Genomic DNA, 24031 nt, shown 5'->3' with positions numbered 1-24031 from the left:
GCTGAAGCATCGCCCCACCTTGAGGTACGTGAGGGGAACCCTGAGGGAATCAGATTCCCTCAGGGTTCCCCTCACGAACCGCGACCCCGCCGCCCGCCGATGGTTCAGGCGATCGCGGCGGTGAACACGTGCAGTGCCGAGTTCGACGGCAGCGTGAGCGCGACGACTCGCTTTCCCGGCGTCAGCGGGACGGAGTTCGCGAACACCCGGTACGCCACCGTCGGATAAGCCGGCCCGGCCTTCGTGTTCTTCCCGGCCACCGAGGCGACCGTAGTCGCGCCGTACTTCGCCGGATCGGAGCAGCACCAGTTCGGGAAGCCTAGGTCGGCTTGGCTCGTGCTGCCGTCGGCGTACCGGACGACGACCGTGCCGTGCGCGGCGGACCCGGTCCCGGTGCCGGTCAGAACCAGCTTCGAACCGCTGCCCTGCACTGCGACAGTCTGGCCGCCCGCCACGACATTGTCTGGCGTCCCGGTACCAGCCTGAGGCCACGTCGACTGGGCGCCGTCAGCGGTGAACAACGCACCCGGTTTCAGGCCCGCTTCGGCCAGGCCCTCCGCACGGAAGCTGCTGCCGCCGCCGTCGAGGTCGCCGTTCGCGACGTGTGCCGCATCAGTGACGCCGACATTTCCGTACGCCGCGGCCATAGTCGCGTACGGCACCGTGACCATCGCCGACCCCGCCGCTTCGTGCGTGCCCAGCCTGGCCTGGTATTTCGCGGTAGCGGTCAGCTCGTAGTCCGCCGGGTGCAACCCCGCGTCCGGCGTGAGCCGCGCCGGGACCTGCACCGTCTGGCCCGGCCACACGAGCGCCGGTGCCTGCGAAACGTCCGCATGGAAACCGTTGCCCTGCAACGACAATGCGACATCACGCACGGGCAGCGGAGTGCTGTTGGTGAAGCTGACGGTGGCCGACACGGCCTGGCCGGGAGCGGCTGTCGCGGGGGCGGAAAGCCGCACCGAGGCGTTGTCGTCGGCAGGGAAGAATCCGCCGACCGCGCTCGCCCCGAGCAGCCGGATGTCCTGGGTGGCACCGGAATCGAGTGAGCCGGTCTTCACCCGCACGACGCCTCGCGCGGCAGGGTCGTACCACCAGCCGGACGGGGCCTTGTCCAGGTCCGCCTTGCTGGCGTACTGCCGCAGGACGCCGTGGCCGCCCAGGACCGCCGCCGGTTTCGTTCCCGTGTGGACGGACAGCTGGTAGTTCCGCGCCGCCGGTTTCCCGGGGTAGGATCCGGTGCTCGCGCCGATCCCGACGGTCACCGTGCCCGGCCCGGACTGCGGCGCGTCCACGGTGAACGTCTGCCGGGCCTGCTCGCCGCGCTGATAGCCGCGCGTGACGCCGTCGTCCTCGGCGAGAGTGAAGCTGCCCTTGCCCTGCGGGTACACATCGACGGCGAGCTGCCCCTTGTCGCGGGTCTGCCAGGATGTCGTGCCCTCCGCCCACATCGGCACCACGGCACCGCCGCGGACGAACAGCGGAAGCTTGTCCAGCGGCGCGTCGTAACCGTCCACTGTGGTCGGACCGGTGTAGGTTTTGCCGCTCCAGTAGTCCACCCAGGTTCCCTTGGGCAGGTAGATGCCGTTGCGCACGGAGGAGCTGTCGTAGACCGGGGCGACCAGGAAGTCGGTGCCGGACAGGAATTCGTACTTGGCCTTGTCGGTCCACGCGTTCGGGTCGCCGGGATACTCGAGCGCCAGCGGCCGGACCTGGCCGACGCCGGTCTGGTGCGCCTGGACCGAGTAGCTGTAGGTGTAGGGCAGCAGCCGTTCCTTGAGCAGCAGGTACTTGCGGTTGATCGAGGTGTAGGGCTCGCCTTGGCGCCAGGGCTGCTTGTCCGAGGAAGCCCAGCCGTCCATGGTCATCGCGACCGGCAGGAAGGACTTCCACTGCAGGTCGCGGACGTAGGTCTGCGGGGAGCCGCCGAAAATGCCGTCGATGTCGCCGGTGTTGTAGGCGATGCCGGACAGCGTCGAGCCCGCGTAGGTCGGGATCTGCCATTTGATGTAGTCGTAGGAGCCGGACTGGTCGCCGCTCCACAGCACGCCGCACCGCTGCGCGCCGGCCCAGCTCACCGGCTGCCAGACGAAGCCGCGGGCGTCGCTGTTGTCCTCGATGCCCTTGTGCGCGGTGTCGCAGGCGTCGAGCGCGAACTGGTAGCCGGGGCCGACCCAGGCGACGTCCAGTTTGCGCACGCGGACGCCCGCCTTGACCTCCTCGGCCTGGTTGGGCACGCCGTTCTCGGTCCACAGGCCGAGCTGCATTTTGTTGTCCCGCAAGCCTTCGCCGGTTTGCTGCAGGTTTTCGTAGCCGCAGCCGTAGCCGTCGTTGACCAGCATCCAGCCGTTGGGCATGCCGTGCTCGGGATAGCCTTCGGCGACCTTCACCGCGTCGAGGGTGTGCCGTTCGCCGCGGTTGGCGTTGTGCAGGTAGCAGTCGGAATCGCCGGTCTCCAGGCCGTAAATGGGCGGGAGGAACGGTTTGCCGACCAGGTCGGTGTAACCGGAGATGACGTCCTTGAGCCCGTCGCCGACGACGTAGGTGGCGTCGAAGCGGCGTTCGTCGTGCGTTGTGCGGACCGGAGCGGCGAACGAATAGCTGCCCGGCGCGAAGGTGTTGCGCAGCACGCCGTACCCGGCCGTCGAGGCGTAGAACGGCTGGGAGTTGGGCGCGCCGCCGTCGTTCCAGTTGTCGTCGGCGAAAATCTTGATGGTCTGGTCGCGGTGGCTGAAGCGGCCGTTCTGCTCGCCGCCGCCGACGTACTGTTCGGCGGTGCCGCGGGCGAGCGTCTGCGTGGTGGTGTCCCCGGTCCAGGACAGCGGGGCGGACTCGGCCCAGAGCTGCTTGCGGTCCGCGCCGTCGTAGAGGGCGAACTTCAACGGGTGCTTGTAGGCGCGGAGCGTGGCCTTTCCGGTGCTGAGAGCCCAGTAGGAGCCTCGGTCTGTCCGCGTCGGCACCACGGGGGCTTTTCCGTTCGGCAACACGATCTTGCTGCCCGCCGGATCGGTAAAGTCACCGTCCGGCGCGAGCCAGACCCGGACCGCGCCCTCGGCCGGGAAGCTGACCCGGACGGCCGCGGCGCCCGCGGTCAAGGTGGTCGCCGGTCCGTCGGCGGAGAGGCCGGTCAGGTCGCCGAGCTGCCCGGCCGGGGCAGCAGCGGCGTGGGCGGTGGCGGGGGTCGCGACGGCCAGCAGGACCAGCACTGCGGCCAGGGATCGGAGCGGATGCGTAAATCTGCTCATTGCATACCTTTCTTGCGCATTAACATGCACAGGGCGCTTCTGTATAGCGCACTCGGGCAGCGAAGTCACCGGCTGAACCGGTGGAGCAGACTTCCGTCGGTATCCGGATTCCGGAGCTCGCGCCGTCTCCGTTGCCACCGCGGGACGGCCGAGCCAGCGGCCCACGTCACTGCAGAGCGGCGGCACGGCGCGCACCGGAATGCCCGGCGTGGCAAGGACATGCGCGACGTTCACGCCCTTGCCGCTGGGGCACTGCTGTATGTCCAGCACCCGGGCGAGGGCGATCACCGCAGCGCGAGCAGCGTCGCCCCCACGACGGCGGCCCGATCTCCGTGGTGCGCCTGGACGATCGCGGGCGCCCGCAGCGTCCCGAGCCGATGCGCGACCTCGCGGGCAAGCGGGTCGAGCAGCAGGGGTCCGGCTTCGGCGAGGCCGCCGCCGACGACCACGGTGGAACACCCAGCCACGGCGCTGGCCCACGCGATCGGCTCCGCGAGCGCACGGACGCACTCGTCCCACGCCTCGACCGCCGCGGGATCTCCGTCGCGAACCCGCGCGGCGACGGTGGCCGCGTCCGGGGCCCCGGCGCGGCGCGCGAGCCCGGACGCCGACGCGACCTCTTCGACGCGGCGGCCGTCGGGCAGCCGGATCTGGCCGACCTCGCCCGCCCACGGGCTCGCGTCGAGCACCTCGCCGCGCACCACGAGTGCGGTCGCGAACCCGGTCCCGACCGGCGCGAACAGCACCGGCCCCGGTGCTCCGGCCGCCGCGCCGGTGCGGGCCTCGGCGAGCGCGCCGGCGCGGACGTCCTGCCCGAAAGCGAGTGGGACGTCGAGGCGGGCGGCGACGAGGTCGCGGACGGGCACGTCTTCCCAGCCGAGGTTGACCGCCTGGACGCACCGCCCGGCGCGCTCGTCGACGATCCCCGGGACGACCAGCCCCGCCCCGTCGACCGGATAGCGCGCGATGGCTCGGGCCACCAGATCGGCGAGCGCCGCGGGATCGCCGAACGGAGTCGGTTCGCGCCATTCGGCGAGCACGGAACGGCCGTCGGTCACGCGCATCTTGACGGTCGTGCCGCCGACGTCGATGCCGAGGACGGCCATCACGCGAGGATGACCGAACGGGACAGGGACCGGGGTCGGTCGGGATCGAGCCCGCGCCGCCGCGCGAGCGCGACCGCGAATCGCTGCGCCACGACCAGTCCGGCGAGCGGGTCGAGGTCGTGGTGCACGAACCGGGCCCCGGTGCGGGCGATCTCGCTCGCCAGTCCCTCCGGGGTCTCGCCGAACGACCACACGAGCCGGCCGGGCTGCGCGATCGCGATCGGGCCGTGCCGGTAGTCCATCGCGGGGTAGGCCTCGGCCCAGAACTGCGCCGCCTCCCGGGTTTTCAGCGCGGCCTCGCAACTGATGCCGACTGCGGCCCCGCGCCCGACGAAGGTGGCCTGCTCGGCGTCGAGCAGGTCGTCGACCGGTTCCAGCAGCGCGCGCCCGGCTTGGTGCGCCAGCTCGTCGACGTCGTCGCCGAGGCCGGCGCGCAGCAGCGCGAGCGTGCTCGTGGCGAAACGGGTCTGCACCACCGAGCGCTCGTCGGCGAACTGCAGCGCGACCACCTCGGCCGCGGCCGAAGCCGCAGGTCCGTCGCCCACCGCGGTGATCAGCGTGGTGGGCCGCCCGGCAAGCGCAGACAGCAGCTCGATGATTTCAGTCGTGGTGCCGGACCGGGAAATCGCGACGACGCGGTCGTACTCGCGGCCGACCGGGTACTCGGACGCGGCGAACGCGTCAGTGACTCCGAGCCCCCGCTGCTCCCGCGCGGCGGCGTAACTCATCGCGACGAACCAGCTGGTGCCGCACCCGACCACGGCCACCCGCTCGCCCGGCTGCGGCAACGCGTCGGCCGCCGACGCGGCAACGTCCGCCGCGGCGAGCCACATCTGCGGCTGGGAGGCCAGCTCGGCGGATACGAAGGACCCGGACCCCGGCGCGGCGGCCGCACTGGTCGCGGAGGACTCAGGGGAGGACGGCTCTGTCATGAAGGCCCTTCGGTCCGTGAGCGGGGGCCTCAGTGTAGACGATCGTTTATGAGTGAAGTAGGCGATTTACGTCATCTTCAAGCATCTGGTGCGTCTGTTGTGCTCGACGGCCGCTCCGCTTCGCCAAACTGGGCGGTGGCGGAGGAGCCGATCCGATGGCGAAGCGGCTGTCCGGCAATCTGGAACGGTACGGCCGGTCGACGGCGGCGGACTAGGTGAGTCCATTGTGGACAACGCGCTCGGCAGGGTGGAGATGTACTGACGATTCCGTAGCCGAACTCAGGAAGCGGCAAGGCTTTCGTAGATATCCCGCGTTTCCTGCGCCCACGCCACGGGCCGGAACGTCTTAGGGTCCAAGCGAATGTGGACCCGGCGGCCTTCCGCGTGGATGGCGCCCGTATCGGAAAGCACCTTGAACGCATACCCGACGCTGGTCTCGCCGACGCGATCGACGACGAGGTGCACGTAAACCGGCCCGGTGCCGAAAATCGGGGCCCGGTAAGTGATCGCGAACTCGGCGACCCCGACCGACGCGTCGGGGTGGCCGAGCTCGCCGTTGCGGTAGCTGTATCCCTTGGCGTCCCAGAACGTCGTGAGGGCGCGCTCGACCACCAGCCCGTAGCGGGCGTTGTGGACCATGCCCATGGAGTCGAGATCGTCGAAATGCACGAAGACCGGCTGCAAGTGCCCGCGGTCCACGGTCGGCCCTTGGTTCACGTCGGTTCCCTTCCCCAGTGCGCCGCGGAGGACGAGGTCGCGCGGCTGCTCGGCAGGGGAGTCCGGCCGGTCAAGTCGATGACCGGCCGGACGCCGATCGGCGCGCGCGGCTATACATACCACTGCACGTAGCCGCGTTTGAGCGACGAATGAACACTGGTGCAGTACGCGTAGCTCCAGTTTCCGCTCTCTCCGCCTTCGTAGGGACCTCCGACAGCCTTCCCGTTGTTGCACACGGCCACGGCTTGATAGGCGGCCCTGCCGCCGCCCGTGCAAGAGGCGCCGAAGGTGTTGCTGTCATGCCAAGTCCGGCAGTGCCCGATGGCTGGCGTCGCGTCAGCCGGCTCCGGCACTCCCGCCAAGCCGAGGACTCCGGTGCCCAGCACGGACAGCATTGCCGCACCGGCGGCGGCCGACCTCCGCCGGAGTCTTCGATCGCGGCCTTGCCGGAGCACGGCTACCACCACCCGCCGCAGCCGCCGAAGCTGCTGCACGCTCGCAGATAGAAGTGCTTGACGTGCGAGTAGCTGCCACGCGACCCGCTCGCGTTGCTGACACTGCCGTCTTTGTACAACTGCACATAGGTGTAGGACGTGGTGACGCCGATCGACCAGGATCCCTTGTAATAGCCGCCGCCGGTCGCGTTCCAGGTCTTGCAAACGTGCGAATTGCCGCTGTGCCCGTCGTACAGCGTGGTGCACCCGCTCGCTGCCTCCGCCGGCGCCGTGCCCAGCGTGAAAGCCGTCGCCGCGGCGGCGGCCGCCACCGCGCCGCTGAGCACACGCTGTCTCTTTCTTCGGTTAAGGGCTGTCGTCATGGTGGATCCCCTTTCCTCGGTCAGCAGTTGTTCCGGAGGAACCGCACGGCATGCCAGTCGGCGTGCGGGTCGGCGGAGTAGGCGGGCGGCGTGGTGTACAAGAGTTTTCCGCCGTTGCCATAGAACGAGGTCGTGCGGTGGTCCGCCTGGTTGTTGACCCAGGACCCGCTCCGGGTGAAGCCATTCGGGAGCTCGTGGAAGTCGCAGCCCGAGAAGGACAGCTCCCGGCCGGGGTAGCCGCTGTCGTCCCGGATGCAGAACGAGCCGTGCGGGCAGAATGCGAAAGCTGCGCGAGTGCCGGTCGCCTCCGCCGTTGTCGCGGTGACAGCGAGCGAAACCGCAATCGCGCCCAGCAGCACACCGGCTTTTCCTCGCATTGAAACCCCCTTCTCCGAGCCCCTGTCGGGAAGTCAATGCTCGCGCACGGAGAAAGCGGGCCGCGATGGTTTAAGCCAGAACTCAATCCATGGGGGAGCGGAATCCGCCGTGTCCCGGTTTCCCGCAGGCGCACCGGCAGCCGGGGGACGTGCCTGGCCAGCGAAACCGGTCAGGCCGTCGCTGCTTCGCTCACCCCTGGTTCCGGCCGTCCAGGGACTCGCAGTACTGCCGCAGGTGCTGAGCCTCGGTTCGGCTGTACAGCGGGAACGTGAAGCGCGAGCCGTCCGGCCAAATCAGGGTCTGCGCGCGGAACTTGATCTCGGGCGTCTGCGGCGTGCGTGCCTGCCAGACGATCCGCGGCGGGGGCGCGCCGGCGGGGTCGGCGATCGTCGATCCGGTGTCCACCACGGCGACGCACGACGGCGAGAACACCAGCCACGGACCGCCCAGCTTGCGCAGGCGGTCGGTCAGGTCGAGCGCCATCGCGTTCGCGGGACCTTGCACGTCGGCCGCCCGCTTGCCCTTGGCGCCGCCGCCGCTGCCGTCGCTGTTCATCACGGCGAACACCAGAAATGCCGCCCGGCCGGCGCCGCGCAGAATGTTCCAGAAAAACCGCCGGACGACTCCCTGCCCCTCGACGGTGCCGTCGCGGCGTCTGCCGGGCACGTCGAAGCGCAGCTTGTCGTCGCTCAGCCGCAGCGCGACGACCGGCTCGCGCCACTGGCCCCGCATCATCTCCTCGACCCGCTCCCGGAACCCGGGACGGACCATGAGCTGCTCGGTTTTGCGGTCGAGACCCTCTTGATGCTCGAGAATCTTCCGCGCCGCCTGCCGTCTGCCCGCGGTGGGCGCCGACTGGGCGATCTCCTCCGGCGGGCCGGCTAGATGTCGAGGTTCCCGCGGGTCTCCTCCGGGCTCTTGTCCCCGCCGATTTTGCTCTTGTCGAACCACGGTTCGTCTCCTTCGGGGGTGACGGCGTCCTTGCCTTCGGCGTACCCGGACTTCCCGACCGCGATCCCGGCCTTGACGCCCGCGCCGGCGACGAACGGCTTGACGCCGACCGAAGTGCCGAACGCCGTGGTGAGCACCCGGTTGCTCGGCTGGAAGCCCTGCGCGGCCGCGCCGATCCCGAACTTGGTCTCGCCCGGCATGACCCCGACGCGCAGTTTCCGGGTGAAGACCTCGATCTTGCCCGAGAACTTGACCAGGAACTGCATGAACGTCTCGAGCAGTTTGCCGAACTTGCCGAGGTAGCGGGTGACCTTCGCCAGCACGCTGGCGGCCTTCGCGATGGAGGCGGTCATCGCGGCGGCGACCGAGCCGCCGAAGCTGATCACCGAGGCGGCGAGCGCGGGCAGCCAGAGGGTGATCAGCCAGGAGACCAGCTCGGTGATGATCGCCTTGATCACCTCTTCGATGACCACCATGACCATCGACCACATCTGCAGGACCTCGGCGACCGAACCGGCGGCCGAGCCGACCCCGCGGATGCCCGAGGAGAAGTCGCCGAGCGCTTCCTTCGCCGCGTTGCCGGCGTCGTCCACCCACTCGGCCAGCGCCGTGTCGCCGGTCCGCTCGAAATCGTCGGCGAGCGCGACGAAGCCCTGCGCGATCGCGGAGAAGTTCTCCGACGCGTGCCCGATCGCCGGGCCGTCGCCGGTGACCTGGTGCAACGCGTCCTGGAGCGGCTGGACCAGTTCGAGCAGCATGTTCAGCCCGTGGCCGACCAGCCAGCCGATCGGGTCCATCGCGAAGGTGACCATGTCGCCGGCGGCCGCGCCGACGAACTTCGCCCCGTCGCCGACCAGCGCGGCGCCCGCCGAAGCCAGCTCGCCGGGGTTGTCCGCCTGGACCGCCTGCTGGGCGTGCCCGGCGATCGACTTGCCCGCCTTGTAGACCGTCCCGGCGACCGGCACGTACCCCGCCGCGCGATCGAGGTTCGCGCCCGTGCTCTCGTCGTACGGCTGGACGTTCAGCGTGTCCGCGATGCTCTTCTTTTCCTTCGCCATCAGGCCTGCTTCCCCCCGTCGATTTCGGCCTCGTACTTGCCGAACGTGACCTTCCCGGCGTCCTCGGCTCCCCGGTACATCTCGGCGGCCTTGTTCAGCTTCGTGATGAAACCGTCCACGCCGTCCTGCATCTCGCCCAGCAGCGAGCGCAGTTCGTGCAGGCGGTCGGTGTAGCCCTGCTTGGCGAAGGCGCCGACGACGCCCCACGCCTGGTCGGACACGTCGGCGGCGTCGATCTTGCCGCCGAACTTGGCTCCCTCTTGCTCGTAGTAGGGGAGCTGCCGGACGTACCCGGCGATCGCGTCGACGTTCGTCTGGATGTTTCCCATCGAGAAGCCCCTCAGTCGGCTCAGTCGCGGCGGAGAATGGAGTTGTCGTCGAAATAGTCGTCGTCGTCCCGCGGCCCGGGGCGGCGCCGGGGTGCCGCTTGCTGCGGAGTCTGCTGCTCCGACGCGGGTTCCGCCGCCTCGGTTCCCCAAGCTTCCGCCTGCGCCTGCCGGACCTGTTCGGAGGTGTTGACGCCGAACGCGTCGCCGAAGGCGTCGTCCACGATCCCGGCCTGCTGCTGGACGGCTCCGGCGACCGCCTGGCGCAGGGTGCTCATGATCAGCGCGGACAACTGCGCGGGGTCGAGGCGCGCGGCGCCGGCGGCGAGCCGGATGTCGGTCACTGTCCCGCCGGCGCCCGCGACCACCGTGACCGCTCCGTCCGGCGAGGTCACGGCGTTCTCGACCTGCGCGATCCGCTCCTGCATGTCGCCGACCCCGGCGAAATTCGCCTCGGCCTGCCGCACCTTGGCCTGGAAATTCTCGAACTGGGCGATCAGCTCGTCGATGTGGGCGGACATCCCATCTCCCTTGTGCGGTGCGTCGGCGTTCGCCCGAATTGTGCCAGATGCGTGGGTGAGCCGAGCGGGCATCGAGAAGATCGCGCAGCATCACCGGGCGGTTTCCGTGCGTGCACGACGCCGCTCTCGGCCCGTTGTGCCGCACGATGCGCGCTGGGCACGGGGTACGGGATGGTGATGCGGATCCGCTGCTCGCCTGGCTGCTGTCGCGGTGGCTGGGCCGGTGAACGGTCGGGCAGCGCGGACCTGCCGGGTTTTCCCGTTGCTCAGCTAGGAAAGCTCGTCGACCGGGGCGGACATCTCAGGCTGGCTGCGGGTGGTCGAGCGCCAGCAGCATCGCCGCGGACCAGCTGAAGCCGCGTGAGTTCATCGGTGCGCCGTCGGCGGGGTTGTAGTTCTCCATCAGCGGACCGTTGCCCAGCATGCCGCCCGCGTTCGAGCGCAGCTGGCCGGCCAGTGCCGCTGAGTCGGCGCCGTATCCGTAGCGCTGCAGGCCCGCCAGCGCGAAGTACGCGTGGTCCAGCCACACCGCGCCGCGCCAGTAGCCGGTCGGCTGGTAGTACGGCGAGCTCGCCGAGGTGGTCGGGAACGGCATGCGGGTGTCGAATTCGCTGGGGGACAGGAGGTTCTTCCGCGCGGCTGCCGCCTGGCCGGGGGTGGCGACGCCGGCCCACAGCGGGATGACGCCTTCGATTCCCTTGCCGCGTGCGGTCAGCCGTCGGCCGGTGCCCAGTTCCGTGTCGTAGAACCAGCCGGTGGCCGGGTCGAACATGGTGCGCTGGACGGCGGCCGCGACATCGGCCGCCGAGGCGCGGTAGGAGCGGGCGGCCTGGTGGTCGCCGAGCCGGTCGGCGATCAGCGCCAGGGTTTTCTTGTCCAGCACCAGGTAGGAGTTGAGATCCACGGATTCCTGGGCGAGCGACGAACCGACGACCTGTCCGGTCGGCGAGATGTTGTCCACGACGGTGGCGCCGAGCTTCGCGTCGAAGCGGGGCGCGTTATCCATTCCGCTTTCCCACGCCGCCGCCAGGCGTTTGTCCTCCGCGGTCGCGTTGGCCGGATCGACGGTGGCGCCGTACTCGGCGAGGCCGTTGTGGTCGTGGTCGCGGTTGCGGTACCACCAGGCGTGGTAGGCGGCCAGCTTCGGGTACATCTCGCGCAGGAACCCGAGATCGCCGTTGCGCTGGTAGACCGACCAGACCGCCCAGGAGGCCAGGGGCGGTTTGGAGTTGCGCTCGTTCCAGTTGCCGCCGCCGCGGGCGGGGTCGTTGTAGAAGACGGCGTCCGGGATCATCCCGGCGTCCTGCGGCCGGGCCGTCGCCGCCGCGGTCGCCTGGTAGTCGAACATGGACCGGATCTGGGATTCGGCCAGCGCCGGATCGAACACGGCGGTGCCGACCGCCTGCTTCCAGGTGTCCCATGCCCACAGGCCGTTGAACCACTTGTTGGAGATCGCGGGCGTGATGCCGTCGTGCTTCAACGCGCCCGCCGGACTGCGCCAGTTGGTGACCAGCGTTTCGACGGACTTCACCGCCAGCCGCCGCCGGTCCGGCGGAACGCCGCGCGTGGCCGCCGCGACGTAGCCGTGCCAGCGGGCGTCGTCCTCGGCGACGGTGCGCCACGGCTGAGCCAGTGCGCGCCTCGCCGTCGGCGCGTCGGCGGCGGCTTCGGCGGGGGTGAAGGTGTAGGACTCGGTCCAGGTCAGCGTTCGCCGACTGTGCGGGCCGAGCACCAGGGGCGCGTCGCTCGTGGTGGTGTACGTGTCGCCGGTGACCGTGGTGGTCACCGGATCGGCGTGGGCGACCTGGAACCGTTCGGTGCCGTCGGTCAGGTAGTCGTTCGTCTCGCGCACCTCGGCGAAGCCGACCGCGACGCCGTCCTTGGTCGCGGAGAGCCGGGGAGCGTCGTGCTGGGGTCCGGCGTCCGGCCGCAGCAGCGTGCCGCTCCAGCCTGTCCGGACCGACCGCGGCCGGTGTTCGGTGTTCTCCACGGTGGCCTGGACCAGTGCGGTGCGGTTGCTGGCATAGCGCAGTTCCATGACGACGCGCAGACCGTCGATCTCGAAGCTCTGCCGCAGCGTGCCGGGCAGCGAGCTGAATGCCGGGTTGCGAGCGTCGGCGAGGTTGATCGGGCGCCCGGCTTCACTCAGGGTGAGCCGGCTGAAACCGGCGCTCAGCCACCACGGGTATTCCTGCGCGAGGTACAGCGGTCCGGTGAACGCACCGTAGGAAGCGGTGTCCCCGGCTTTGGGCAGCGCGTAGGCGTGCCATGCGCCGCGATCGGCGAACACGTTGATATCGCTGACATCGCCGCCGGCCGAGCCGGGCAGCGCCGAAGCGGGTACGCCCTGCAAGTCGAGCACGTCCGCGTAGGACGCGGCGGGCTCGGACGCGACCGCGGGCGGCGGGAGAAGGAGCGTGGCGCCGACGGTGATCACCGCGAGAGCTGTGCGCAATCGGAACATGAACACCTTCCTGAGCAAGGGAATCGACCCTCCGGAAGCGCCGCGGCACCCCCGGCCCCGCCAGCAGCCGCGACGGTGGCGGACGCGGCTTCTCCGCATCGACGGGGAACGATATCGCTTGGCCGGCGACACGCCCGGACCGGACGCGATCTTGGTCCGGCCGAACGGTTCCGCGTCTCGGCCCGGGTGCGCGGGGCGCGACCTGCCGCCGAGACGGTGTCCGTCGCTGTGCGGCAGCTGGGCGTACCGCCGAAAGGATGATCACGGCTGGAACGCGAGCAAGCGCCGTTAGGGTGTGCCAGATCATCGAATTGCGGTGCACTGGGGGTGCAGATGACGGTGAACAGGCGTGGTTTCCTGGCCGGAGTAGCGGGAACGGCCGGCTCGGTGGGGCTCGGCGCGACCGGACTGGCATCCGGCGCGCGGGCGGAATACTCTGCCAGCCAACCTCTTTCGGTCCGGCAGGGCACGAATGTGGCGGCCCAGCTGTCGCCGGACGGCCGGACCGTCGCGATCGACCTGCTCGGCGTGCTGTGGCTGCTGCCGGCGCGGGGCGGAACGGCGAAACAGCTCACCGGGGACCTTTTCGACATCGGATTGCCGTCCTGGTCCCCGGACGGCACGACGCTGGTGTTCCAGTCCTATCGCGAAGGCGCCTTCGACCTGTGGACGATCCGGGCCGACGGCAGCGGCCTGCGGCGGCTGACGGGCGGGCCGTTCGATCACCGCGAACCGGTCTTTTCCCCGGACGGCCGCTCGATCGCGTACTCCTCCGACGAAGGCGGCAGTTACGGCATCCGGGTGCTGGACGTCGCCTCCGGGACCAGCCGGGCGATCGCCGACAGCCCGGCGGAGGAGTACGAACCGGCCTGGTCGCCGGACGGGTCGAGACTCGCGTTCGTCGCGGGCGGGAAACGCGTCGACGTCGTCTCCCTCGCCGACGGCGCCCGTTCCACGCTGGTCAGCGAACCCGGCGCGGTGCTGCACAGTCCGATGTGGACTCCGGACGGAAAGGACGTCGTCTACACCCGGGTCGCCGGCGGCCCGGCGCCGCTGCCGCCCGCCGCGGTGGAGCTGGCGCGCGCCGGGAAACCGTTGTTCACCGGGGAGGACGTGTTCCCGTTCCGGGTTTCCTGGTTCAGCGCCGACGAATTCCTCTACACCGCCGACGGTGCGCTGCGGCGGCGGAAACTCGGCGGCGGCGCGGCGACGGACATCCCGTTCCGCGCTCCGGTCGCCGTCGCCGAGGGGCCGCTGCACGCGCGTCCGCGGGATTTCTCTTCCACCACCCCGAAACCCGTGGCCGGGATCGGCAGCCCGGTGCTGTCGCCGGACGGCGGCCGGGTCGTGTTCCGCGCGCTGAACGACCTTTACCTGATGGAGCTGGGCCGGTTGCCGCGCCCGCTGACCCGCGACGCGTGGTGGAAATGCGACCCGGCGTTCTCGCCCGACGGGGGCAGGCTGGTCTACTCCACCGATCGCGGCGGCACGCTCGACCTGTGGATCCGCGATCTGAAGACCGGGCAGGACCGGCAGCTGACGAACCTGCCCGAGCTGGCCGCGACGTCGAGCGCCTGGTCCCCGGACGGCGCCCGGATCGCGTTCCTCGACCAGACCGGCGCGCTGCACACCGTCGAGGTCGCGACCGGCGCCGTGCGGCAGGTGTTCACCGCGGTCTTCGAGCCGGGCCGCCCGTCCTGGTCGCGCGACGGCAAGGTCATCGCACTCGCCGCGGTGAAGCCGTACTCGACGCGGTTCCGCGAGGGGCTGAACAAGATCCTGCTGGTGGACACCGAAACCGGCGCCGGCCGTTACGTGGACCCGCTGCCGGAGCGGTCCATCCAGACCCGCGGCGACGACGGCCCGGTGTGGTCGCCGGACGGGCGGCAGATGGCGTTCGCGGCGGCCAGCGTGCTGTGGGTGATCGACGTGCACCCGGACGGCACCCGCGCCGGCCCGCCGCGGCAAATCACCGACGAGGTCACCGACGCGCCGAGCTGGAGCGGCGACTCGAAAACCCTGCTGTACCTGAACAACGGCCGGTTGCGGCTGATCGCGGCGGCCGGCGGCGCGCCGCGCACCGTGCCGACGCGCCTGACCTGGACCAACGCCCGCAACCGCGGCCGGGTGATCGTGCGCGCCGGGCGGATGTGGGACGGCACTTCGCGTGCTTCGCGCACAAACGTGGACATTGTGGTGGACGGCGGCCGGATCGCTGCGGTGGAGCCGGCGGGCAGCGGGCTGGACGGCGAGATCGTCGACGCGCGCGACGGCGTGGTGATCCCCGGGCTCGTCGACATGCACAACCACCGCCAGATGCAGGGCTACGGCTACGGCGACCGGCAGGGCAGGCTGTGGCTGTCGCTCGGGTTCACCACGACCCGATCGCCGGGCAGCCCGGCGTATCACATGGTGGAGGAGCGGGAGTCGATCCAGTCCGGCACCCGGCTCGGGCCCCGGTTCTTCGCCACCGGCGAAGCCATCGACGGCTCGCGCGTCTTCTACAACTTCATGCGGCCCACCTTCGACGAGCGGCAGCTGGAACTCGAGCTGGAACGGGCCGGGAAACTGGATTACGACCTGCTCAAGGCCTACGTGCGGCTCAGCCCGGACATGCAGCGCCGGGTGATCGAATGGGGGCACCAGCGGCGGCTGCCGGCGACCTCGCACTACCACTACCCGGCGCTCGCGTTCGGCGGCGACGGCATGGAGCACATGGGCGCCACCAGCCGGTTCGGCTACTCCCGCACGTACTCCCTGCTCGGTGCCGGATACGACGACGTAGTGGCCCTGTTCCTGCGTCGCGGCGCCGCGCGCACGCCCACGCTGTTCGCCGCCGCGGCGCTGTTCCGCGACGACGAAAGCCTGGTCGCCGACCGGCGGGTGCGGACGCTGTATCCGGCGTGGGAGTACAAGTCGCTGCAGAAGACCGCCGAGGCCGCGAAGACCGCCGACCAGACCGCTGCGCTGAACAGCCTGGCGCGCCAAGTGAAAGAGGCGGCGGCGATCCTGCGCGGCGGCGGCCGGATCGTCACCGGCACCGACTCGCCGATCGACCACACCGCGGTCAGCACGCACATGAACCTGCGCGCGATGGTCGCCTACGGCTTCACCCCGTACGAAGCGCTGATCACCGCGACGAGCATCCCGGGCGACGTCCTGGGCGAGCCGCTGGGCCGCGTCGCCCCGGGTTGTCACGCCGACCTGGCGGTGCTCGGCAGCGACCCGCTCGCCGACATCAAGGCCGCCGCCGACGTCCGCCAGGTCCTCGCGAGCGGGCGCGTGCACACAGTGGACGAACTGCTCGCCCCGTTCGCGTCGGCCAACCCGGCCGCCCCGGCCAGCGCGCGGCTGACGCCGGTTCCGGATCATCCGGACAACGCGGCGTTCTGGTGGCACGACCCGCACTACGTGGAGAGCGCCCGCACGTCCTGCTGCACCGGCGATTAGCGAGTTTTCGGCTTGGCCTCGGCGTTTCGCGGCGCCGAGGCCAGGCCGCTGCCCGGCTCGCTAGGAGCGATCGAAGAGGGCGACCACGCTGTGCGGCGCCTCCCGGCCGAAGAAGTTCTCCAGGTTCTGTGCCGAGACGCCGGCGACCTTGCCGCTGCGCGGAAACAGCCGATCCTCGTAGGCGGCGAGCGCGTCCTCGACGTCGGGTTGCCCGGCCAGTTCGCCCGCCAGGTCGGCACCGTCGTACATGGCGAGGTTCGCGCCCTCGCCGGCAAAGGGGGACATCAGATGCGCGGCGTCGCCGACGAGCGTCACGCCGGGCACCCGGTCCCACTCGATGCCGACGGGAAGGGCGTAAATGGGCCGGAGACGTGGCTCCACGTCGCTTTCGGTGACGAACGCGGTGAGCAGCGGCGACCAGCCGGCGAACTCGGCCGCGACTTGACGCAGGCCCTCGGACGGGTCGCCGAAGTCGATCGACTTCGTCCACTCCTCGGGCTTGTTCAGCGCCGCGTAGCCGGATACGCGCCCGTCGGCGTAACGATGGGCGATGATGCCTTTGCCCGGCTCGACCGCCATCAGCGTGCCGCTGCCGATCGCCTCCACACTCGCCCGGTGGTCCGGTGCGCCTGAGGCGAAGCCGATCTCGATGAAGCTGGTTCCGCTGTAGAGCGGCTCTGCGGGGGTGAGCAGCGGGCGCACCTTCGACCAGGCGCCGTCCGCGCCGACGACCAGTTCGGCGTGCGCGGCCGCCTCGTTTGCGAAGACGAGGTCGAAGCCGCTCTCGGGACGGCGCCGGATCGAGTCGAGTTTGTGCCCCCACTTGACGGTGCCGGGCGCGAGCGACTCGATGATCAGGTCCCGGAGTTCGCCGCGATCGACCTCCGGGCGCGCCGATCCGGGATCCCCGGGCAGGTCGAACAGGACCGTGCCGGCGCGGTCGGCCACGCGTTTGGCGTCCTCGCCCGGGCGGACCAGGCCGAGGAACTCGTCGTACAGACCGGCCGCGCGGAGAGCCGCTTGCCCGGTCTCTTCGTGAATGTCGAGCAAACCGCCCTGCGTGCGGGCGGTCGCCGACGCCTCGGCCTCGTAGATCGTCGCGGCGACGCCGTTGACCTGAAGCACCCGGGCGAGCGTCAGGCCGCCCAGCCCCGCTCCGATGATGGCGACGGACTTCTGCATGGTGCGCTCCTCTGTCGAGCCAGCCTGCGCTGGCAAGGGTGATCTCCGGGAAGGGGCGGGAAGACCCGATCCCGGCAAGGAGCCGCTGACCGAGCAGAAACGTCTGCGTCGATGTGTGCGCGATGCTCGGGGGCTGAACCCTGGAGCATCGTTTTTCGCGACGCTGCCACTATAGCTCAGCATCCGGCGACGGTCTCGGTCCGGTCCGTCTCAGCCGCCCTGGACGGCCTGTCGCCGCGGCGTTCAGGAAACAGGGAGACCCGCCGCCGGATCCGGTCCGGCTTCGCCGAGATCGGCGAGACGCGTTTCCGCGGTCCCGCCGGACAGTGCCGGGCGCTGCCCCGAGCAGCGGGCACGCCGGGTCGCCGCCTGCACCGCTCGCTGCCTGCGGGAGGGCCGCCCGTTGTGCCGCTGAGGTGCGGAGCGAAACCGGTGTCGCCCGCGGAGCGGACGTCGCGGCTGTCCGGCGGCGGGCGGGAACCGGCCGGGGCCGTGATCGGGCGATGCGATTGGTACGGTCCGGAACTGCGGGTCGGCGAGGATTCGGGACTGGGTGGGTCGATGAGGGCGAAGACAGCGGCGGCGGGGTTAGGGATTTTGGCGCTGGCACTGGTGTTTGTGCCAGGGGTGCGGCGGCTGTGGGAACCGGACCCGTCTGCTTCGGTCGAGGAATCCTTGTCGGCGAGCCCGGTTCCGGCGGGGCGGGCATCGGTCCCGGCCGAGTTCGACGGCAGCACCGGGTGGGCGCTTCAGGACTCGTCCGGTCGTGCGGGGGTGATGGGTTCGGTGGCGGCTCCGCGTGCGGGCGTGGTGGTGTTCCACGCTCTCGCTCTCCAAGGTTCCCAGTCGTATCTCGTCGCGCGGGACGAGAAGACCGGCGCGGTCCGCTGGAAAACCGCTCCGATTCCTTATCCCTCGGGCGCGTTCACTCAGCGGTCGGCCTTGTTCACCGAAAAGGACGGCAAGGAGTACGCCGGCCTGAGCATCGCGGACCCGAAGACCGCTCGGACCCGGCTCTACGTGTACGACGCCGCGAGCCGGGGCGACCGGGTGGCGCCCGCCCGGGAGATAGCCGTCTCCGGAGCGCAGCGGGTTTCCTCCGGGCACGGCGACGGCCTGGTTGTCGGAAGACAGGACGCGGCCACCACGGTGGTGGACGTGACTACCGGGCAGAGCACGACATATCCCGACCAGAGTGCGGGCTTGCGGCCGCCCCGGCCGTGCGGCGAGTGCGCGGACCACGCCCGGGCAGTCGGCATGACGGCGAGCGGCCCGCTGGTCAAAGGCACCGGCGCGTTCTGGGTTCCGGCAGCGTGGTTCGCCGCCGCGGACGCGGACCTCTCCGCGACCGTCCTGCCGACCGGCCAAGTGCTCGCCGCGTCGTCGGCACCCGGTTCCGCCAGTGCACAGTGGACACTTCTCGACGCGCGCACTGGCCACGTTCAGGCACGCGCGACTTGCCGGCCACCGAAAACCGACGGCGGCGGCACGCTCGACTACTCGGCTTCCTCGGACAACAGGTACGTGGTCTCCGCGGGAGCGGGTTTCGATGTGGTGGCTCGCCGCGGTTTTTGCTTTGCGGAGCCCGCTTCGCCCGGCGACGCCGACCTTGCCGCCGTCGACACCTCCGGGACCGCCTACGGCACCGTCCGGGGACAGCATGCCAGCGTGTCGCTGAACACCGGGCAGGTAACCCCTTCGCCCGATGTTCAGCTGCCGGACTACGTCGGCGGAAACGTGGCCGTTCTTGGCGTGACCACCAATTCCGGCGGTCGAATACAGGTGTACCAACGCCGGGCGGGAGGCTGAGCGTCGTCTGTCGAGTTCAACCGCGAGGCGCGCCGGGCGAAGCACGAACGGAGCTCGGACGGCACTGTCCTCAGCCGCGAAAGGTCAGGAGCACAGAACGAACTCCGCGACATCGAGGCCAAGCTGGCGGCCGGCGTCGTGGTCGAGCCGGGTGTGCACGCCCGCGACGATGCGGCTCAACCCCGCTTCGTCGGCCGCGTCCTGGAACGTGCCGAACCGCCGGACCACCCCCGGCAGCGCCTCGGACTTGACCTCCAGCGCCCATCGCGGCCCGTACTCCTCGCGCAGGACCTGCGCGCCCGCCTGCGAGATCACGCTGTGCGCGCCGGGATACGCCGGATCCGCCGGGGTGGTGGCGAGGCTCGACCAGTCCGGGATCCCGTCCGTCGCCGGGTTTCCGTCGTCGGCGGCGAGGCGGACCGCGGTGATCGGCCGCCAGATCCGGTAGTGGTACTTCGCTTCGTAGAACGCGATCACGGCGTCGGCGAAGGTCAGGTTCAGCTGTGCGAACACCCGGGCCGCGTCGAGCAGGCTGCCGCGCGAACCGCCGACGACCGACTGCGCGATCTCGTTCCAGTAGTTCCAGATCGGCGCCGCCCAGAACCGTGCCTGCACGGTCTGGTCCGCGGTGCGGGTGGTGCTCGTGTCCCGGCCCGCCGCGGCGACCTCGTTCAACGCTCTCGCGTACCGGGCACTGTCCAGCGCGGGGTAGGGGCGGGGCCGGAACTGCCCGGCCCGGTCGAGCACGAACGGCGTCACGGCGGGCCAGTGGGTGAATACCGCGGGCGTGAAGGCGGGCGGCGTCGGCCGGTACTGCCCGGGGGCTGTGCCCGGCGTCAGCACCGGCGGGACCGCCGTGGAGCCGTCATCCGCGCGCAGGGCGAGCAGCAACCGGGCCACCAACCGTCCGGCTCGCACGCCGCGGTCGCGCTCGGCCGGCGGGATGCCGCTCAACTGCCCGGCCAGCAGGCTCGCGAATTCCGCGGACCGGGTGGGGTAGAGCGCGGCCAAGACGTCGTGCGCGGCCTGCGCGGCCGCCGCTTCCGGTGCCGCGTGGCCCCGGACCTCGAGCGTGAACAGGTACGGATGCCCGCTGCCGGCCGTTGCGACGACGGCGTCGTGCATCGCCGCGTGCAGCAGCGCGAAGCTGCGCGTCGGGTGCACGGTCGCGGGCTGGAGGCCGGGCGTGCGCACGATCGCCAGCAGCTCGCGGTTCCAGGCGAGGACGACGTCCGCGCCGCCCGGCCGGATCGGCGCCGCCGCGGCGGCGGGCCGTGGCAAGGCGGTGGTGGCGAGTACGGCGGCGGCCGCCCCGCCGGTGACGAGCAGGTGCCGGCGTGACATCGATGCGGTCATTTCGCTCCTCGGGTCGTCGGGAACTCCGCTCACAGATACGGTCTTCGGTTACGGCGTAACCCCGGTTCGTATCCCTCTGGTGGCGGGAAGAAACCGGTGGGGAGAAGGCGGGCGGTGCCGGTGGCACAGCGGTTCCGGCGCAGACGCGCCGAACAGGACGAAGCGGGCGCGGCGCCCCGCGCGCGGCTGCACGCGGTCGGCGCGGACGTCTACCCGGACTGGGAGGCGGTCTATCGCGACAACGTCGACCGCGTGTTCCGGCTGATGTTCTCGAAGGTCGGCAACCGGCCCGACGCGGAGGACCTCACCACGGAGGTCTTCCTGACCGCGTTGCGGCCGCTGCGGGTCTCGGCGAGCGTCGGCGAGGTCCGGGCGTACCTGCTGGCCACCGCGCGGACGGTGCTGGCCGGGCATTGGCGGCGCACGCTCGGCCGGGAGATCACCGCGCTGGACGAGGAGCGCGACGTCGCCGCGTTCGAAGCGGACACCGTGGACCCGGGCGTGCTCGCCCGCGCGGAGGCGATCCTCGCGCAGCTGCCCGAGCGCTACGGCCGGATCCTGCGCCTGCGGTTCCTGCAGGCGTGTTCGTTGAAGGAGGCGGCGGCCGAGCTGGGCACCACCGTCGGCAACGCGAAAGTGCTGCAGCACCGCGCGTTGCGCCAAGCGGCCCAGCTGGCGGAAGGGATGGAGACGTGAGCACTCGAGGCGTCCGCCGGTTCGTCAAGGACCTCCTGCGCCGGCGTCGGCCGCGCCCGTTCGAGGCCGGCCCCGGCGACGAGGCCGAGCTGCGCACCGCGGTGCTGCTGCGCGCCGCCCGGCCCGGCGGTGCGGCGGCGAGCGAGGAGTTCGTCGCCGCGCTGCACCGCCGGCTCGCCCAGGCGCTGCGCGAACCCGAACCCGAGCCGGTGCGGGGCGGCAACCGGCGCCGGTTCATCCAGGTGTCGTCGGCCGCCGCGGTGGCGGCCGCGGCGGGCGCTGGCGTCGAGTACCTGGTGACGTCCGGGGCAGAACCGGCCGCCGCGCCCCCGGAAGAGAAGACTCTGCGACCCGAGAACGGCCAGTGGCGAGCTGTTGTCGCGGCCCAAGACCTGCCCGAAGGCGGCGTGCTGCCGTTCGATTTCGGGGCTGTCGCCGGGTTCCTACAGCGCTCCGGCGGACAGGTGCGCGCGGTTTCGGCGACGTGCACGCACCTCGGCTGCCGGCTGAACCTGGACGCGCCGGCCCGGCGGCTGAACTGCCCGTGCCACCGGACGTCGTTCGCCGTCGACGGCGCGGTCCTCACACATCAGCTGCCGGTGACCCCGCCGCCGCTGCCGCACCTGGTGGTGCGCGAGGCCGGCGGCGTCGTCGAGGTCCTGGTGCCGGGGGAGGGAGCGTAACCCCCGCGCGTATTCCTGGTATGAGGAAATCCGTTGGGGTGAAACACTTCCTGCTCATCACCGCGGCCGCGCTGGCGTTGACGGCCTGCGCCGCGTCGCCTCCCGCCGCGCCGCCTCCGGCCGCCACGCCCATGGCGTCGATGCCCGGGATGACGCCGACGCCGTCACCGCCCGCGGCCGCCAGCTCGACGGCGAATGCTGTGGCCATCAAGGACTTCGCGTTCGCGCCCGCCGCGACGACGGTGAAGAAGGGCACCACCGTCACCTGGACCAACCAGGACCAGGACGCGCATACGGTCACCAGCCAGGGATCCGGTGGCCCGCTGCGTTCGCCGACCCTCCAAACTGGACAGTCCTATCAGTACACATTCAGCACGCCGGGCACGTTCGAGTACCTGTGCACCATCCACCCGTTCATGACAGCGACCGTGACGGTGACCCCGTGACCGAAGACGACCACAGCCCGGAAGGGATGACCCGGCGCCAGCTCCTGCGCCACACGGCGTGGTTCGGCGCGGCCGTGGTCCTGACCGTGACTGGCGGCGAGGTCATCAGCCGGATCGCCGCGCCGGGCGACGCCGCCGCGCTCGACGACCCGAACGCGTTGCGGTTCGTCCAGGTCAGCGACAGCCACCTCGGCTTCACCGGGCCTGCCAACATGGCCGTCGAGTCGTCGTTTTCCGAGGCCATCACGCAGATCAACGCGCTCGGGTACCGCCCGGACTTCGTCATGCACACCGGCGACCTGACCCACCTTTCGACGGCCGCCCAATTCGACCAGGTCAAGCAGATGATGAGCACTCTCGACACCGGGCACGTGTCGACGGTGCCCGGCGAGCACGACTCGATCGACGACGCCGGCCAGAAGTACCGCAAGGCCTTCGGCGCGGGCACGGCGGGCGACGGCTGGTACAGCTTCGACGTCAAGGGCGTCCACTTCATCGCACTGGTGAACACGCTGAGCCTGGAAAAGCTCGGCCATCTGGGGCCGGATCAGCTGGAGTTCGTGCGCAAGGACGTCGCGAAGCTCGGTTCGGACACGCCGATCGTGGTGTTCAGCCACATCCCGCTGTTCGCGATGTACCCGACGTGGGGCTGGGGGACCGACGACGCGACCCAGGCGCTCTCGTACCTGCGGCGGTTTTCGTCGGTGACCTGCCTCAACGGGCACGTGCACCAGTTGTTCACGAAAACCGAAGGCAACATCACCTTCCACAGCGCGACGACGACCGCGTATCCGTTGCCCCAGCCGGGAACGCGGCCGGCGCCGACTCCGGTGACACTGCCCGCGGGCAAGCTCAAGGACGCGCTCGGCATCCGCGAGGTGTCCTACCGCCCGGGCGGGCCGGGCCTGGCGGTGAAGGACGTGAAGCTGGCATGAACGTCGTCCTCCGCCTCGCGACGGCGGTGTGCCTCGCGGTGAGCGGCTATCTCCACGCGCAGCTGTACATCGGCGGCTATCGCGTGATCCCGGTGATCGGGCCGTCTTTCCTCGTTCAGGCTTCCGCGGCGTTCGCAGTGGCCGTACTGGTGGCTGTGGGCGGTCCCTTCCTGCTGCGCCTGGCGGCGGCCGCGCTGGCGGCGGGCGCCTTGGGAGGCTTCGTGCTTTCGCGGACGACCGGGTTGTTCGGCTTCTCCGAACGGGGTTTCCAGCCCGCGCCGGAGGCTTTGCTGAGCGTTCTGGCGGAAGCCGCGGTGCTCGTCCTGGTGGCGGTCACGCTGTACCGGATGCGCCGGACGGCCCGCGCCTGAACTCCGGCGGCGCACCGCGAGCGGCAGGCCCGCGGTGCGTTTCGGGGTTCACGGCCTCGCGGAGCGGCGTTCGGGCTACCGCGTTTTCTTGGTCGTTCTGCGGAGTTTGCCGCGCAGCGCGCGGAGTGCGACCGGTCCGAGGTCGTCGACCACTTCGATGAGCACGGCCAGCCGGTCGAGCGCGTCCAGGGCGGACTGGGCCCCGTCCGGGTCGACGCCTTCGTAGAGCTCCAGTCCGACGAACCCGGCGCTCACCGCGCGGGCGAGGCCCGGCGTGTCGATCACCTCGGATACCGGGGAGCCGGCCAGCAACCTGGTCAGGGCATCCTCGATCGGGGCGATCCACAGCTGCAGCGCCGTCGCGGTCGCTTCGGCGAGCTTGGGGTCGGCCTGCGCGCCGGCGAGCATCTGGGCGAGCACCGTGACATTGCCCTGGGCGCGTTCGTCGGCATGCAGGGCGCGGCCGAGCGCGAGAAGCTGCCGCAGGTCGGTGACCTGGCCGAGGCGTTCGCCGACGCTCGCGCTCGCGGTCCCGCCGGAGGAGATCCCGCTGCGGACCGGCATGAACATCTACGGCGTCCACGAACTGCC

Annotated in this window: 21 protein-coding genes; 7 read left to right on the top strand and 14 right to left on the bottom strand. The window is 70.8% G+C overall.

Going from position 1 to position 24031, the window contains the following annotated elements:
- Nucleotides 1-104: 104 nt before the first annotated feature.
- From ACWDNU_RS38495 to ACWDNU_RS38445, 11 genes are all read right to left on the bottom strand, one after another.
- Entirely contained in the window at nucleotides 105-3242 is a 3138-nt protein-coding gene (locus ACWDNU_RS38495; protein ID WP_449672477.1) for a TIM-barrel domain-containing protein, read from the bottom strand.
- A 284-nt stretch (nucleotides 3243-3526) separates the two neighbouring features.
- Nucleotides 3527-4348: an ROK family protein gene (locus tag ACWDNU_RS38490; protein ID WP_449672476.1), complete on the bottom strand. Its 822-nt coding sequence runs from the start codon at nucleotides 4346-4348 to the stop codon at nucleotides 3527-3529.
- Nucleotides 4348-5181: an SIS domain-containing protein gene (locus ACWDNU_RS38485; protein WP_449672478.1), complete on the bottom strand. Its 834-nt coding sequence runs from the start codon at nucleotides 5179-5181 to the stop codon at nucleotides 4348-4350. The genes ACWDNU_RS38490 and ACWDNU_RS38485 overlap by 1 nt, the downstream gene beginning before the upstream one ends.
- A gap of 378 nt (nucleotides 5182-5559) precedes the next feature.
- A complete protein-coding gene (locus ACWDNU_RS38480; protein ID WP_449672475.1) occupies nucleotides 5560-5997 on the bottom strand; it encodes an acyl-CoA thioesterase in 438 nt (145 codons plus the stop codon).
- 457 nt (nucleotides 5998-6454) lie between these two features.
- Nucleotides 6455-6778, bottom strand: a complete 324-nt coding sequence (locus ACWDNU_RS38475; RefSeq protein WP_449672474.1) for a hypothetical protein — start codon at nucleotides 6776-6778, stop codon at nucleotides 6455-6457.
- Nucleotides 6779-6834: 56 nt separating this feature from the next.
- Nucleotides 6835-7191: a hypothetical protein gene (locus tag ACWDNU_RS38470; RefSeq protein WP_449672473.1), complete on the bottom strand. Its 357-nt coding sequence runs from the start codon at nucleotides 7189-7191 to the stop codon at nucleotides 6835-6837.
- Between the two features lie 190 nt (nucleotides 7192-7381).
- On the bottom strand, nucleotides 7382-7963 hold the full coding sequence (locus ACWDNU_RS38465) for a hypothetical protein (protein ID WP_449672472.1): 582 nt from the start codon (nucleotides 7961-7963) through the stop codon (nucleotides 7382-7384).
- Between the two features lie 110 nt (nucleotides 7964-8073).
- The gene (locus tag ACWDNU_RS38460; RefSeq protein WP_449672471.1) at nucleotides 8074-9201 is read right to left on the bottom strand and encodes a hypothetical protein; all 1128 of its coding nucleotides are present in this window, start codon (nucleotides 9199-9201) and stop codon (nucleotides 8074-8076) included.
- Nucleotides 9201-9530 carry a hypothetical protein gene (locus tag ACWDNU_RS38455; protein ID WP_370937590.1) on the bottom strand — a complete coding sequence of 110 codons (330 nt, stop codon included), beginning with the start codon at nucleotides 9528-9530 and terminating at the stop codon, nucleotides 9201-9203. The genes ACWDNU_RS38460 and ACWDNU_RS38455 overlap by 1 nt, the downstream gene beginning before the upstream one ends.
- A gap of 20 nt (nucleotides 9531-9550) precedes the next feature.
- Nucleotides 9551-10048, bottom strand: a complete 498-nt coding sequence (locus ACWDNU_RS38450) for a YbaB/EbfC family nucleoid-associated protein (protein ID WP_449672470.1) — start codon at nucleotides 10046-10048, stop codon at nucleotides 9551-9553.
- 301 nt (nucleotides 10049-10349) lie between these two features.
- Nucleotides 10350-12512, bottom strand: a complete 2163-nt coding sequence (locus ACWDNU_RS38445; protein ID WP_449672469.1) for an MGH1-like glycoside hydrolase domain-containing protein — start codon at nucleotides 12510-12512, stop codon at nucleotides 10350-10352.
- A 333-nt stretch (nucleotides 12513-12845) separates the two neighbouring features.
- On the opposite strand from ACWDNU_RS38445, the gene ACWDNU_RS38440 reads away from it, so the two are divergent.
- A complete protein-coding gene (locus tag ACWDNU_RS38440; RefSeq protein WP_449672468.1) occupies nucleotides 12846-15962 on the top strand; it encodes an amidohydrolase family protein in 3117 nt (1038 codons plus the stop codon).
- Between the two features lie 60 nt (nucleotides 15963-16022).
- Here the strand turns inward: ACWDNU_RS38440 and ACWDNU_RS38435 are convergent, their stop codons facing one another.
- Complete coding sequence (locus ACWDNU_RS38435; RefSeq protein ID WP_449672467.1) at nucleotides 16023-17144, bottom strand: FAD-dependent oxidoreductase; 1122 nt, start codon at nucleotides 17142-17144, stop codon at nucleotides 16023-16025.
- A 561-nt stretch (nucleotides 17145-17705) separates the two neighbouring features.
- Here ACWDNU_RS38435 and ACWDNU_RS38430 point away from each other — a divergent pair.
- Nucleotides 17706-18953 (top strand): hypothetical protein, encoded by a 1248-nt coding sequence (locus ACWDNU_RS38430; protein WP_449672466.1) that lies wholly within the window; start codon nucleotides 17706-17708, stop codon nucleotides 18951-18953.
- A gap of 84 nt (nucleotides 18954-19037) precedes the next feature.
- Here the strand turns inward: ACWDNU_RS38430 and ACWDNU_RS38425 are convergent, their stop codons facing one another.
- On the bottom strand, nucleotides 19038-20309 hold the full coding sequence (locus tag ACWDNU_RS38425) for a vanadium-dependent haloperoxidase (RefSeq protein ID WP_449672465.1): 1272 nt from the start codon (nucleotides 20307-20309) through the stop codon (nucleotides 19038-19040).
- Between the two features lie 114 nt (nucleotides 20310-20423).
- On the opposite strand from ACWDNU_RS38425, the gene ACWDNU_RS38420 reads away from it, so the two are divergent.
- From ACWDNU_RS38420 to ACWDNU_RS38400, 5 genes are read left to right on the top strand one after another with little or no spacing between them, the layout of a single operon-like run.
- Nucleotides 20424-21005: an RNA polymerase sigma factor gene (locus ACWDNU_RS38420; RefSeq protein ID WP_449672464.1), complete on the top strand. Its 582-nt coding sequence runs from the start codon at nucleotides 20424-20426 to the stop codon at nucleotides 21003-21005.
- Nucleotides 21002-21688, top strand: coding sequence for a Rieske (2Fe-2S) protein (locus ACWDNU_RS38415; RefSeq protein WP_449672463.1), 687 nt, complete (start codon nucleotides 21002-21004; stop codon nucleotides 21686-21688). Before ACWDNU_RS38420 ends, ACWDNU_RS38415 begins: the two co-directional genes overlap by 4 nt.
- 38 nt (nucleotides 21689-21726) lie before the next feature.
- Complete coding sequence (locus tag ACWDNU_RS38410) at nucleotides 21727-22134, top strand: cupredoxin domain-containing protein (RefSeq protein ID WP_449672462.1); 408 nt, start codon at nucleotides 21727-21729, stop codon at nucleotides 22132-22134.
- Entirely contained in the window at nucleotides 22131-23069 is a 939-nt protein-coding gene (locus ACWDNU_RS38405) for a metallophosphoesterase family protein (protein WP_370937579.1), read from the top strand. Before ACWDNU_RS38410 ends, ACWDNU_RS38405 begins: the two co-directional genes overlap by 4 nt.
- A complete protein-coding gene (locus tag ACWDNU_RS38400) occupies nucleotides 23066-23440 on the top strand; it encodes a hypothetical protein (RefSeq protein WP_370937578.1) in 375 nt (124 codons plus the stop codon). Before ACWDNU_RS38405 ends, ACWDNU_RS38400 begins: the two co-directional genes overlap by 4 nt.
- 75 nt (nucleotides 23441-23515) lie before the next feature.
- Here the strand turns inward: ACWDNU_RS38400 and ACWDNU_RS38395 are convergent, their stop codons facing one another.
- Nucleotides 23516-24010, bottom strand: coding sequence for a hypothetical protein (locus tag ACWDNU_RS38395; RefSeq protein WP_449672461.1), 495 nt, complete (start codon nucleotides 24008-24010; stop codon nucleotides 23516-23518).
- Nucleotides 24011-24031: the final 21 nt, after the last annotated feature.

This window comes from Amycolatopsis sp. NPDC003676 (assembly GCF_053587275.1).
The sequence above is the reverse complement of the archived record's forward strand: the minus strand, read 5'-3'. Positions and strand labels throughout refer to the sequence as shown.

Excerpts from the sequence above, each read along its gene's own strand:
- ACWDNU_RS38425 (WP_449672465.1), bottom strand. The coding sequence starts at position 20,309 with ATGACCGCATCGATGTCACGCCGGCACCTGCTCGTCACCGGCGGGGCG.
- ACWDNU_RS38400 (WP_370937578.1), top strand. The coding sequence starts at position 23,066 with ATGAACGTCGTCCTCCGCCTCGCGACGGCGGTGTGCCTCGCGGTGAGC.
- ACWDNU_RS38490 (WP_449672476.1), bottom strand. The coding sequence starts at position 4,348 with ATGGCCGTCCTCGGCATCGACGTCGGCGGCACGACCGTCAAGATGCGC.
- ACWDNU_RS38460 (WP_449672471.1), bottom strand. The coding sequence starts at position 9,201 with ATGGCGAAGGAAAAGAAGAGCATCGCGGACACGCTGAACGTCCAGCCG.
- ACWDNU_RS38445 (WP_449672469.1), bottom strand. The coding sequence starts at position 12,512 with ATGTTCCGATTGCGCACAGCTCTCGCGGTGATCACCGTCGGCGCCACG.
- ACWDNU_RS38485 (WP_449672478.1), bottom strand. The coding sequence starts at position 5,181 with ATGTGGCTCGCCGCGGCGGACGTTGCCGCGTCGGCGGCCGACGCGTTG.
- ACWDNU_RS38455 (WP_370937590.1), bottom strand. The coding sequence starts at position 9,530 with ATGGGAAACATCCAGACGAACGTCGACGCGATCGCCGGGTACGTCCGG.
- ACWDNU_RS38465 (WP_449672472.1), bottom strand. The coding sequence starts at position 7,963 with ATGGTCCGTCCCGGGTTCCGGGAGCGGGTCGAGGAGATGATGCGGGGC.
- ACWDNU_RS38430 (WP_449672466.1), top strand. The coding sequence starts at position 17,706 with ATGAGGGCGAAGACAGCGGCGGCGGGGTTAGGGATTTTGGCGCTGGCA.
- ACWDNU_RS38440 (WP_449672468.1), top strand. The coding sequence starts at position 12,846 with ATGACGGTGAACAGGCGTGGTTTCCTGGCCGGAGTAGCGGGAACGGCC.
- ACWDNU_RS38435 (WP_449672467.1), bottom strand. The coding sequence starts at position 17,144 with ATGCAGAAGTCCGTCGCCATCATCGGAGCGGGGCTGGGCGGCCTGACG.
- ACWDNU_RS38450 (WP_449672470.1), bottom strand. The coding sequence starts at position 10,048 with ATGTCCGCCCACATCGACGAGCTGATCGCCCAGTTCGAGAATTTCCAG.
- ACWDNU_RS38495 (WP_449672477.1), bottom strand. The coding sequence starts at position 3,242 with ATGAGCAGATTTACGCATCCGCTCCGATCCCTGGCCGCAGTGCTGGTC.
- ACWDNU_RS38395 (WP_449672461.1), bottom strand. The coding sequence starts at position 24,010 with ATGTTCATGCCGGTCCGCAGCGGGATCTCCTCCGGCGGGACCGCGAGC.
- ACWDNU_RS38470 (WP_449672473.1), bottom strand. The coding sequence starts at position 7,191 with ATGCGAGGAAAAGCCGGTGTGCTGCTGGGCGCGATTGCGGTTTCGCTC.